We start from the raw sequence: 11,141 nt of genomic DNA, 5'->3' as shown, positions 1-11,141 counted from the left end.
ACGGCCCGGGACAGCACCTCACCAAGATCTTCATCAGCCTTCTAGGGCTTGTTGCGGAAGTCCGTACGGATGTGTACTTGTCCGCAGTGGTCGATCTCGACGACACGCGGCACTCGGGTGCCGGAACGCGTCCTGGCAGAGCCGGGCATCGCGCCGTCAGTGCCGTCGACTAGGTTCTCTCCGTTCGGCCCGACAGGCGGGCCGCCGAACTGGGAGGACTCGTCGCCGTGAGCATCCACATGCACATGCGCGCCGTCGCGGAATCCGAGATCCGGGACGACCACACCTGGCTTGCAGCGTTCATGTGGGAGGCCTGGGAGAACCACCCCGACGAGTACGCAGCGGGCATCGCCGAGTCGATCGACAAGGTCTGGGGCTCCGTCAATGACCTCTATGCCGCTGCCGGTGTCCTCGATGCGGATGCCGACGACTCTTGGGAGCTGCCGATTTACGGCGGGCGGCCGGTGGCACACAGCGCCGGTGCCGACCCCTCCAACCCGCCCCTGGGGATCCTGGAGCCGCCTGGGGTGTCACAGGCCGCAGGCTTCCTCGCACGTGTCTCGTTCGACGAGCTGTGGAACGTCGCCGGTGCCAAGCTCGTCTGGGCCGGCTGGGACGAGGCGCAGGTCAGGCAGGAGTTCCTTGACTATCACAGGGGCCTCCAAGGGTTCTATGGGCGGGCGGCTGCAGCAGGCCATGCCGTGGTCAGGGCGGTGTGGGCTTGAGACGTGGTCGCGTGCCGGTCACAGCCATTCGTTGATGGCGGCGACCAGCACTGTCGCTTCGTAGCGGACAGCAAGTTTGTCGTATCGCGTGGCGACGGCTCGGTGCCGCTTCAGCCGGTTGATGCCGCACTCGACGGCGTGCCGGGTCTTGTAGTCCTCCGGGTCGAACTTCGGTGGACGGCCGCCGCGGGAGCCGAGCTTCCTTCGGTTGCGGGCCTGGTCGACCTTGTCAGGGATGGTGCAGCGGATTCTACGTCTGCGCAGGTAAGCGCGGTTTTCCGGGAAGCGTACGCCTTGTCGGCCCGCACACGATTGGGGCGGACGCGTGGCCGGCCCGGCCCGATGCGAGGCACGCGGACTTTCTCCAGCACGGGTTCGAACTGCGGGGAGTCTCCACGCTGTCCTGCCGTCACCACAATCGACATGGGCTTCTGACCTTGCTCGACAGCCAGGTGCAGCTTGGTGGTGAACCCGCCACGCGACCTTCCTAGCCCGTGATCACGGGGCTCGGCGAACATGCCACCCGGCGGTTCCTTCTGCAGGTCGCCCTGCTTCCGGGCGCCGGCCGCATGCTGATGGGCGCGGCAGATCGTGGAGTCGACGCTCAGGTCCCATGTGATCGCACCCTTCACGTCGGCCAGGGACTGGAGACGGATGAGGATCCGATGCCAGGTGCCGTTCCGCTGCCATCGGCGGAACAGGTCGTAGACCCGGCCCCATGGCCCGTACTCGATGGGCACGTCCCGCCACGGCACACCGGTACGGACCCGGAACCGTATGCCATCGATCAGTCGCCGCCGAGGCCAGACAGGCGGCCGCCCCGCCCTGGCACCCTTCGGCAACAACGGCTCCAGCACCGCCCACTGCTCGTCCGTGAGATCTCCCCGACCCATGAGACGTGATCATTCACAGCCCAAGATCCACTTTCGATACACGGCCTAGCCCCAATGCCGTGATGCCGTTGGCGATGTACGCGCTGGCTTGGCCGCCTTCAGGTCTGGCCCGTTGCGGGCTGCTGCAACAGGCGGCAGATGCCCGCGCGCAGGGCGAGGGTGCGCTGGCAGGTGCGGCAGGTGCCGGTGCGGGGGTGGTTGCGGCGCCAGGCGCGGCAGCCCTGGCACAGCCAGCTGGTGGTTCGGGTCACGCCCCAGGCCAGGCAGTCGAGGCAGGAGTCCACCTGCTGGGGTGCGTACTTGTGGCAGCGCGCGCACAGTCCCGCCGAGTAGTAGCCGGTCATCGATCCGCATCGGCGGCAGGGCGGCGGGATCAGTGGTCCGCCGGGTGCGCACTGGTGGCAGTAGCGTCTGCGGCTCGGGCTGATGGCCGGCCGCTTCTGGCACCGGGGGCAGGTGGGAGGCCGCATCGGCGGCCGGGGCGGCTGCGCCACGGTGAACAGCGGCGGCTGCACCACCGACCGGCGCCGCCGCGGCGGCGGCCGCCACACGGGCTGGCCCGTGGTCGTCGGCGAGCCGGCCTGCTTGCGGGTGCGGAAGGTGCCCATCTGGGAGGCAATCGACTGGGCGAGGCGTGTCTGCTCTTTGCCCCAGCGGGTCTTCGCCGCGGTCAGGTCCTCACGGAGGCGGGTTTCGACTCGTGCGCACTCGTCTGCGGTCCGGCACTGGAGGTGGGCTTCGGTCAGGCGCTGTTCGACGGCAGGGAAGTGGGTCCGGGCGTCGACGGCGGCCGACTCGTCGAGCAGGGCACGGGCCGCGTCACGGGCGCGGACCGCCGTCTCCATCTCGCCCGAGAGCCGACCCAGAGCCTTGTCTGCCTTCGCACACGCGTCTTCCTTCTCGGCGATCTCCTTGGCGATGTCTTCCAGACGGCGGGAGATCTCGTCAAGGTCCTTCGACGCGGCCTCCAGGCGTTGCTTTTCTTCGTTCAGTTCGGTGATGTGCCGGACGGCGGCCCGCCAGTCGATCTCGCTGTAGTCGTGCATGGCCGCGAGCTGGGCCAGGACCTTGTCGAGGCTGATGCTGTCCTCGTGGGCGGCCGCCAGCGCCTGCTTCTTCTCCGCGAGGCTCCGCTGGGCTGCGTGGACCCGGCCCGCCCGGTCGAGGAGCGCGTCGATCTTCGCCTGGTTCGTCCAGCCCAGCACGTAAGAGCTGCGATCGTCGATGCGGGTGGTGTCGTTCTTCTCGTGGCGGCCGCGTGCACCCTTGATCAGACCCTGACGGGTGATGGCCAGGTCAGCGCGCCGGAAGTCCTCCATCGTCTCAGTGCATTCGTGCGAGGCGAGGCGTTCCAGTTCGCCCGCGAGCCACTGGGCGAAGGGCGAGTCCTGCCTGACCTCGAGCTTGGTGAACAGCGCGGTGGAAGTGGTGTGCTGTGAACGTCGAGGAGGGAGCTTGTCGGGGACGCGGAAGTAGACCAGCTTGGTCCCGAGGTGATGGTCGTTGATCCAGCCGGATACACGGCCGTACTGGTCACCGGGAACGAGGAGGGACAGCGCGAACCCCCGCAGCAGTCGCTCGGCGGCGCCGGCCCATGCCTGCTCGTCCTCGCGGACCTGGATGAGTTCGCCGGCGAAAGGAAGTGTGACTTCTTCGATGCCGAGCTCACGGCACAGGCGAGTGCGCAGCTCCAGCTGCTTCCTGGGGATGTTGCTGCGCCGCGAACGCAGGCTGACCAACTCGTCGTTGAGGTCCTTGGCCTGCTGCCGCAGACGGTCGGATTCGACCGCGTTTTCCTCCAGGGCCTCACGGGTGTCGTGCTTGGCCGTGGCGACGTCTTCCTGCGCACGAGCGATGTCACGACTGGTTTTGAGGGCCAGCGAGGCCGCGGAACGACCGCTGAACGTGACCTGACCTGCGTGAATCTGGACTCAGAAGAGACCGACCTCGGCATGCGAGGCGCCACAGGTCCCCGAAAGAGCAATGGTTAAAGGACCGTTTGCGTTTTGGCATGGACATAAAGTCGCTCACCCGCGTTCGTGCAGGTCAGCGAGTTTGTGCGCCGAGCGCCACCAGTTGGCGGGCCAGGCGCAGGGTGGTCGCCTTGGGTAATCCGGCAAGGGCGGTGAGCGACAGTTCACCGGTGCCCGGACCGAAGCATGCCAGGAGACGGAAGGCACGTTCCAACACGGGCTCACCAGGGGTTCGATACCGAGCCGGGACGTCACGGTGTCCCTCGGCATCGGCGACCTTTGCGCCGTTCATGCCTGAAGACACGGTCGGCGCGACCGGCCCGGTTCCGGGCCGGAGCGTTGTGTGAGATACCCCAAACAGCCACGGACCGCATGGACTACCCGCTGTCAGCGGGCCCCGTGGTGCGGGCGTTGCCGCTCCTCGGCGCGGAACCCGGCGGGGGTAGGCGCAGGTTTCGAGCCGCCCGTACCCGCTCGTCCCGCTGTACCGGGCGGACGGTTCTGCCCGGTAAGCGGGTGGCGGTGCTCGGGGTCCTCAGGGGCTGAGCGGGGACGCTTGGGGCGGTGTCCTGGTCACTTCGCCGTCGCGGCGGCTGACATTGAATCGGCAGTCGGCAGGGTCTCGGAGCCGGCCGCGGAGATCTCGCCGACGTCGGCAGGCAGTGTCTCTTCTTCCGTGTCCGCGGGCAGCGGGTTGTAGATGAGGGCGAGGTGCAGTCCGTAGGCCCAGTGCCAGACGAAGACCGTGAGGATGTAGTTCCAGCCCAGGTCGAGGCTGAGGAATCCGGGGTCCGTGTCCCGGGCGGGGCCGTAGATGCGGGGGGTCATGAACGCCACGCTGATGATCGCGAGCAGCGTGCCGAACACCAGGCCCTTGGCGAGGTTGCCGACGACGGTGTTGCGCCAGGGCAGGAGGGGATGCAGGGCGCAGGCGAAGACGACGGCGAAGACGATGCCGTCCAGGTAGTGGAAGGCGCCGCCGACGGTGAACTTCTCAAGAGGGGAGGCGAAGGGCACATAGACCCAGCCGTTGGCTGTGTTCCAGTCGAGTCGTGTCAGTCCGACGCCGGGGAACCAGTAACCGAAGATCGTCGCTACGTGGGTGGCGATGACACCGCCGACCAGTGCTGCGGCGACGCGGTGGCGGGTGGCCCACAGGCGCCACCAGGCGGTTTCATCGTTGATGCTGCTGAGGTGTGGCATGGGTGCGACTCATTTCTGGGCGTGGGCATGGGCGTGCGCGTGGGCGGTGGTGGGGGGAAGCTGCTGCGGCGGACCAGGCCCGCTGTGTCAGGGCCAAGTCCACGTGAAGGACCGGGCGTGACCGATGCCGGTGCGGTGCTGGGCTGGAATGCGATGGCCGCGTGGTTGCAGGATCGCCGACCAGGTTGATTCCGATTATCGGAGTGCTTATATTGTTTATCGGTATCGACAGTGTGAGTCGGGAGTCCGGCCGCGTCAACACATCGGTAGAACCTTGTTCACGTGGCCGCAATGAGAGCCGTGTTCGTCACGTGGGACCGAAGGGGCGATCTGGTGCCTGAGATTTCCAAGACCGCGGATCAAGCGCTCGCGCTGCTGCTGAGCATTGGTGAGGAGGGCGGGGCGACCGCGGCCGCGTTGGCCGACCGGCTCGGGATGCACCGCACCGTCGCCCACCGGCTTCTGGCGACGCTGGAGATGCGCGGCTTTGTGCGGCGTGTGCCCGACGGTTACGACCTCGGATTTGTGCTGCGGCGTCTCGCGGCGCAGGTGGAGCCGGAGATGCTGCAGGTCGCGCGCGCGATCATGGAAGATCTGAGTGCGGCCACCGGTGAGGCCACGGTGCTCAGCCTCCGTGAAGGGGACGACGCCGTGACGGCCGTCCTGGTCCCGGGCACCCGCCACATGGTGCGCGTCGCGCTGGAACCCGGGTTCCGCCACCCCTTGCACACCGGGGCGGCCGGCCGGGCGATCCTCGCCCACCTGGAGGATCGCGTCCGCCGGCGGATCGTCAAGGCGGGCCCGGATCCCGAAGTCCTGAAGGCGCAGCTTGAGGAGGTCGTGCGCCTGGGGTACGCCCGCTCCCACGACGAATTGCAGGAGGGGCTGTGCGGGATCGCGGCCCCGGTCGTCGGCAAGGGCGGCCTGGTGGCGAGCCTGAGCCTGGTCGTTCCCCTCAGCCGCGCTGATGACCTGCAGTCGTGGGCGGGTGACGTGGTCGAAGCGGCCGCGCGTCTGCGCGACGAGCTGGACGCCGACGCGCAGAACCACTGACGGCACGTGACCGTGTCGGTCGGCTGGGTGCGGCCCGCCAACCGACATGCCACTGCGTTGTCGGCCCCGCGAGCCGCGCACGGCGGGTGCTGCAGTGCGGACTTCGCAGGCCAGCGCTGGCGTCGGCGCCCGTTCCGGGGACGTCCGGTTGCATGACGTGAGAAGAGTCCCGCGGCATCAGGTGAGCGATCCAGACTGCTGAAGTCCGATTATCGGTGTCACTTGTCCTATTAACGAGATCTAGGTACGCTCTCGGGAGAGCCGAGAAGACTTCTTCCCGTGGAAGGGGCACGGCGGACGCGCCCCTTTTTTTGCCCGTACGGGCGGTGCCACCCTCCGCCCAGCAGGCATGAGGGGCGCCGGGCCCGGACCGAGAGACATGCCATGCGGCGACATCCATCGCATGGCCCCGTGACAGCCAACCGGCCACGCGGATCTCGACAGCCCGCTCACCAGGCCAACGCCGCTCGGCGCCTGCCCCGGACTCGCGCCGCACCCCGCGGCGATCATCACTAAGGAACCAGCCATGGCGTACTACCGCCGCATGGGTGCGGTCCCCCCAAAACGGCACACTCAGCACCGTCGCGACGACGGCGGCCTCTCCTACGAGGAGCTGATCGGGGAGGACGGCTTCTTTGCCGACTCCTCGTTGCTCTACCACCAGTTCATTCCGTCGGCGATCGTCGCCAGCAGGCCCTGGGAACCGCCGGAAACCGGGACTGTTCCCAACCACCCCCTCAAGCCACGCCACTTGCGGCTGCATGACCTCTTCCCGGGGCAGGACTGGAAGGCGGCGGACGCGGTGACCGGCCGGCGCCTGTTGTTGGCCAACGAGGACGTGCGCATCTCCTACGTCGCAGCAGGCAGCCCCTCGCCGCTGTACCGCAACGCCATCGGCGACGAGTGCGTGTACGTCGAGAACGGCAGCGCCCTGGTGGAGACGTCGTTCGGCAGTCTGGAGGTCGGGCGGGGTGACTACCTCGTCGTGCCCCGCGCGACCACTCACCGCTGGCTGCCCACGGGCTCCGAGCCGCTGCGCGCGTACTGCATCGAGGCGAACAGCCACATCACCCCGCCGAAGCGGTATCTGTCGCGCCACGGGCAGCTGCTGGAGCACGCCCCCTACTGTGAACGCGATCTGCGGGGACCGGACGGGCCGCTGCGGGTGATCGACGAGGGCGAGAGCGAGGTCCACGTCAAACACCGCGGCCCCGGACCGGGCGGTGTCGCCGGGACCGTCGTCACCATGCCACATCATCCCTTCGACGTCGTGGGCTGGGACGGCTGCCTCTACCCCTACGCCTTCAGCATCGGCGACTTCGAACCGCTCACCGGCCGGATCCACCAGCCGCCGCCCGCCCACCAGGTGTTCGAGGGGCACAACTTCGTGATCTGCAACTTCGTGCCTCGCAAGGTCGATTACCACCCCTTGGCGATCCCGGTGCCGTACTACCACTCGAACGTCGACTCCGACGAGGTCATGTTCTACTGCGGTGGCCAGTACGAAGCCCGGGAGGGGGCCGGAATCGGGCAGGGATCGGTGTCACTGCATCCGGGCGGGCTGCCGCACGGGCCGCAGCCGGGCGCCCACGAGCGCAGCCTGGGCGTGGAGTTCTTCGACGAACTCGCCGTCATGGTGGACACCTTCCGCCCGTTGCAGCTGGGCGCGGCGGCGGCCGACTGCGAGGACCCCGAGTACGCCTGGACATGGCTGGACCAGGGCGCCGAAGGGCGGCGGCGATGACCGCGGCCCCGGCGGCAGTGCCGCTGGTCTACCAACTGGTCGACGATGCGGGGCTGTTCCCGCCGGAAGCCCTCTCCATGGCGGCGGCCACGGCCCGGCACCGCAGGGACCGCGCGGTGCGACATCCCGCGCTCACCCACCGGTTCCTCTGCCCGGCCGACCGCCTGCCCGAACTGGTCGACACTCTCGGCCCCGAGGACCACTTCCGCCTCGGGCTGATCACGCGGCTCGATGCCGCCACGCTCCGTGGTGTGCTGCCCCGGCTGACGGCCGACCCTCGCATCCAACTCGCGGGAGTCGAGGGACCGTTGCCGTCCGGAACGGATCATCCGAGGGCTGCGGCACAGCGGGCACTGGCCGCACTGCGCGAGATACCCGCGCAGGTGCCGGGATATGTCGAGGTGCCGCTCACGGAGGACCGGCCGTCGATGCGCGCTGTTCTGAGCGTGCTCGCCGATGGCGGACGCGCGGCGAAGGTGCGCTGCGGCGGAATCCATGCCGTGCTGTTCCCGAGCAGCGCGTGGCTGGGGGCCTTCGTGCACGCCTGCGCCACTGCCGGCGTCCCCTTCAAGGCGACCGTCGGCCTCCACCAAGCCGTTCGCCATCGCGACCAACGGACCGGCTTCACTCACCACGGATTCCTCAACCTGCTCCTGGCAGTGTGCCGGGTCGTCGACGGCGGCACCGTGGACGACGCGGTGGCGGCGCTTGAATCCACCGACGCGCAGGCGCTGGCCGCCGAGGCACACCAGCTGTCCCCCGGCACGGCCGACGCGGCCCGGGCGCTGTTCGTCGCCTACGGCTCGTGCAGCACCAGCGAGCCGCTCGACGACCTGCGCGCCCTCGGCCTGGCGGAAGGGGAGGGCGCCGTATGACCCGCTCCTGGGTGCCCGTGCCCGACGACAGCGACTTCCCCGTGCACAACCTTCCCTACGGAGTGTTCTCCCGGGCCGGGGACCAGCCGCGGGCGGGCGTGGCCCTCGGCGACTTCGTCGTGGACGTCTCCCGACTGGACCTGCCCCATGCCGCCGATTTCGCCACCACGACCCTCAACGCCTTCATGGCCAGGGGATCCGGCGCCTGGCGCGCGGTGCGCTCCCGGCTCACCGAGCTGCTGACCGATCAGACCCACCGTCACTCGGTGGCGCCCCACCTGATCCCCCGCGCCGAGGTGGCCCTGCACCTGCCCTTCGAGGTGGCCGACTACGTCGACTTCTACGCCTCGGAGCACCACGCCACCAACCTGGGCCGGATCTTCCGGCCCGCGCAGGAGCCCCTCACCGCGAACTGGAAGCACCTGCCCATCGGTTACCACGGCCGGGCGGGCACCGTCGTCGTCTCCGGCACGCCGGTCGTGCGCCCGCGCGGGCAGCACAGGGCCGCCGGCGGGGCCGGTCCCTCCTTCGGGCCGTCGCAGCGACTGGACATCGAGGCCGAGGTCGGATTCGTGGTCGGCACCCCGTCCGCGCTGGGCGCGCCCGTCCCCGGATCGGCCTTCGCCGACCACGTCTTCGGCGTCGTCCTGGTCAACGACTGGAGTGCCCGCGACATCCAGGCGTGGGAATACGTGCCCCTCGGTCCCTTCCTCGGCAAGTCGTTCGCGACCTCCGTCTCCCCCTGGGTGGTGCCCCTCGACGCGCTGGCCGCCGCACGCGTCACCCCGCACCAGGAGCCGACACCGCTGCCGTACCTGACCGAAGGACGGCGCTGGGGCCTGGACATCACGATGGAGGTCCGGCTCAACGGGCACGTGATCTCCCGCCCGCCCTACGGCACCGCCTACTGGACGCCCGATCAGCAACTCGCCCACATGACCGCCAACGGCGCGTCGCTGCGCACCGGTGATCTCTACGCCTCGGGCACCATCTCCGGGCCCCGCCGCGATCAGCGCGGCTCGCTCATCGAGCTGACCTGGAACGGCAGCGAACCCCTCGATCTGCCCGACGGTTCACGCCGCGCGTTCCTCCTGGACGGCGACACCGTGACCATCAGCGCCGTCGCACGCGGGGCGGACGGTACGAGGCTCGGTTTCGGAGACGTGACCGGCACCATTCAGCCGGCCGGCTGACACCTTACGGAGAGCACATGGACAAAGTCGTTTCGTCTCCGGCGGCAGCCGTCGCCGACATCCCCAGCGGAGTCTCGATCGCGGTCGGCGGCTTCGGCCTGTGCGGCATCCCGCGGGAGCTGATCGAGGCCCTGCACAGCACCGGAGTGGATGACCTGCACGTGGTCTCCAACAACTGCGGGGTCGACGACTGGGGTCTGGGTCTGCTGCTGGCCGACCGGCGGATCAGCAGGATGACCAGTTCATACGTGGGCGAGAACAAGGAGTTCGCCCGCCAGTTCCTTGCCGGGGAACTTGAGGTCGAGCTGATCCCGCAGGGCACGCTGGCCGAGAAACTCAGGGCCGGCGGGTGCGGCATACCCGCCTTCTACACCGCATCGGGGGTGGGCACACCCGTCGCCGACGGCGGTGTCCCCTGGAGATACCACGCCGACGGGACATTGGCCACGGCATCGCCGCCCAAGGAGACCCGCCGTTTCGCCTTCGGTGGGAGAACACGGGAGTACCTGCTGGAGGAGTCACTCGTGTGCGACGTCGGCCTGGTGCACGCCGCGGCCGGAGACCGCCACGGCAACCTGGTCTTCCACGCCTCGGCCCGGAACTTCAACCCGCTGTGCGCCATGGCCGGCCGGCTCACCGTCGCACAGGTCGAGGAACTCCTCGAACCCGGCGAGTTGGACCCGGACCAGATACACCTGCCGGGAGTCTTCGTCCAGCGCATGGTGGTGGTCGGCACCGACACCGAAAAGCGGATCGAACGCACCATGGTCCGGCCGCGCGAAACGGCACAGGCCGGAGGAGCCGCATGAAACCGGGCCTGACACGCGAGCAGATGGCGGCCAGAGCGGCCGCCGAACTGGCCGACGGCGCCTACGTGAACCTCGGCATAGGTCTTCCCACCCTCGTGCCCAACCACCTGCCGCCGGGCGTCAACGTGGTGCTGCAGTCGGAGAACGGCATCCTCGGCGTGGGCCCCTACCCCTACCCGGGAGAAGAGGATCCCGACCTGATCAACGCCGGCAAGGAGACGGTCACGACCATGGCCGGAGCCTGCTACTTCGACTCCGCCACCTCCTTCGGAATGATCAGAGGCGGCCACATCGACACCGCCATCCTCGGGGCCCTGCAGGTCTCCGCCGCCGGCGACCTGGCGAACTGGATGATCCCCGGCAAGATGGTCAAGGGCATGGGCGGGGCGATGGACCTCGTCCATGGCGCGACCCGGGTGGTGGTGCTCATGGAGCACACCGCCAAGGACGGTTCCCCCAAGATCGTCAGTGAGTGCACGCTTCCCCGCACCGGCCGCAACGTGGTCCACCGCGTCATCACCGACTTGGCCGTGCTCGACGTCACGCGCGACGGACTGGTCCTGCGCGAACTCGCCCCCGGCGTCAGCGTCGACGACGTACGCGCCGCGAGCGAGCCCGCGCTGCTGCTCCATCCGCGCCTGCAGCAGGTCTGAGCAGACATTCGCGCCGCCAC

General features: G+C 69.0%; 11 protein-coding genes. 7 read left to right on the top strand and 4 right to left on the bottom strand.

Going from position 1 to position 11,141, the window contains the following annotated elements:
• Nucleotides 1-227: 227 nt before the first annotated feature.
• Nucleotides 228-725 carry a DUF1877 family protein gene (locus H4N64_RS25265; protein ID WP_186284693.1) on the top strand — a complete coding sequence of 166 codons (498 nt, stop codon included), beginning with the start codon at nt 228-230 and terminating at the stop codon, nt 723-725.
• An 18-nt stretch (nt 726-743) separates the two neighbouring features.
• Here the strand turns inward: H4N64_RS25265 and H4N64_RS25260 are convergent.
• The 4 genes from H4N64_RS25260 to H4N64_RS25245 all read right to left on the bottom strand — a co-directional run bounded on the left by H4N64_RS25260 (nt 744) and on the right by H4N64_RS25245 (nt 4,794).
• A protein-coding gene (locus tag H4N64_RS25260; protein ID WP_186284692.1) for an IS5 family transposase occupies nt 744-1,618 on the bottom strand; the annotation gives its coding sequence in 2 pieces (ribosomal slippage) (nt 744-1,003 and nt 1,003-1,618; 876 coding nt in all).
• 98 nt (nt 1,619-1,716) lie between these two features.
• Entirely contained in the window at nt 1,717-3,357 is a 1,641-nt protein-coding gene (locus H4N64_RS25255) for a hypothetical protein (protein ID WP_186284691.1), read from the bottom strand.
• Between the two features lie 307 nt (nt 3,358-3,664).
• A complete protein-coding gene (locus tag H4N64_RS45520; protein WP_336246800.1) occupies nt 3,665-3,808 on the bottom strand; it encodes a helix-turn-helix domain-containing protein in 144 nt (47 codons plus the stop codon).
• Between the two features lie 356 nt (nt 3,809-4,164).
• On the bottom strand, nt 4,165-4,794 hold the full coding sequence (locus H4N64_RS25245; RefSeq protein WP_186284689.1) for a DUF6789 family protein: 630 nt from the start codon (nt 4,792-4,794) through the stop codon (nt 4,165-4,167).
• Nucleotides 4,795-5,094: 300 nt separating this feature from the next.
• Between H4N64_RS25245 and H4N64_RS25240 the strand changes: the two genes are divergently transcribed.
• The 6 genes from H4N64_RS25240 to H4N64_RS25215 all read left to right on the top strand — a co-directional run bounded on the left by H4N64_RS25240 (nt 5,095) and on the right by H4N64_RS25215 (nt 11,121).
• The gene (locus H4N64_RS25240) at nt 5,095-5,847 is read left to right on the top strand and encodes an IclR family transcriptional regulator domain-containing protein (protein ID WP_186284688.1); all 753 of its coding nucleotides are present in this window, start codon (nt 5,095-5,097) and stop codon (nt 5,845-5,847) included.
• Nucleotides 5,848-6,373: 526 nt separating this feature from the next.
• On the top strand, nt 6,374-7,591 hold the full coding sequence (locus H4N64_RS25235; protein WP_186284687.1) for a homogentisate 1,2-dioxygenase: 1,218 nt from the start codon (nt 6,374-6,376) through the stop codon (nt 7,589-7,591).
• Nucleotides 7,588-8,466 (top strand): hypothetical protein, encoded by an 879-nt coding sequence (locus H4N64_RS25230; protein WP_186284686.1) that lies wholly within the window; start codon nt 7,588-7,590, stop codon nt 8,464-8,466. Before H4N64_RS25235 ends, H4N64_RS25230 begins: the two co-directional genes overlap by 4 nt.
• The gene (gene fahA / locus H4N64_RS25225; protein ID WP_186284685.1) at nt 8,463-9,659 is read left to right on the top strand and encodes a fumarylacetoacetase; all 1,197 of its coding nucleotides are present in this window, start codon (nt 8,463-8,465) and stop codon (nt 9,657-9,659) included. The genes H4N64_RS25230 and fahA overlap by 4 nt, the downstream gene beginning before the upstream one ends.
• Before the next feature lie 17 nt (nt 9,660-9,676).
• Nucleotides 9,677-10,468 carry a CoA transferase subunit A gene (locus H4N64_RS25220; protein WP_186284684.1) on the top strand — a complete coding sequence of 264 codons (792 nt, stop codon included), beginning with the start codon at nt 9,677-9,679 and terminating at the stop codon, nt 10,466-10,468.
• Nucleotides 10,465-11,121, top strand: a complete 657-nt coding sequence (locus H4N64_RS25215) for a CoA transferase subunit B (protein WP_186284683.1) — start codon at nt 10,465-10,467, stop codon at nt 11,119-11,121. The genes H4N64_RS25220 and H4N64_RS25215 overlap by 4 nt, the downstream gene beginning before the upstream one ends.
• Nucleotides 11,122-11,141: the final 20 nt, after the last annotated feature.

This window comes from Streptomyces cupreus (genome assembly GCF_014257025.1).
GTDB classification, from domain to species: domain Bacteria; phylum Actinomycetota; class Actinomycetes; order Streptomycetales; family Streptomycetaceae; genus Streptomyces; species Streptomyces cupreus.
The sequence above is the reverse complement of the archived record's forward strand: the minus strand, read 5'-3'. Positions and strand labels throughout refer to the sequence as shown.

Coding starts and splice junctions, on each gene's coding strand:
- H4N64_RS25245 (WP_186284689.1), bottom strand. CDS start 4,794: ATGCCACACCTCAGCAGCATCAACGATGAAACCGCCTGGTGGCGCCTG.
- H4N64_RS25230 (WP_186284686.1), top strand. CDS start 7,588: ATGACCGCGGCCCCGGCGGCAGTGCCGCTGGTCTACCAACTGGTCGAC.
- H4N64_RS25220 (WP_186284684.1), top strand. CDS start 9,677: ATGGACAAAGTCGTTTCGTCTCCGGCGGCAGCCGTCGCCGACATCCCC.
- H4N64_RS25215 (WP_186284683.1), top strand. CDS start 10,465: ATGAAACCGGGCCTGACACGCGAGCAGATGGCGGCCAGAGCGGCCGCC.
- fahA (WP_186284685.1), top strand. CDS start 8,463: ATGACCCGCTCCTGGGTGCCCGTGCCCGACGACAGCGACTTCCCCGTG.
- H4N64_RS25235 (WP_186284687.1), top strand. CDS start 6,374: ATGGCGTACTACCGCCGCATGGGTGCGGTCCCCCCAAAACGGCACACT.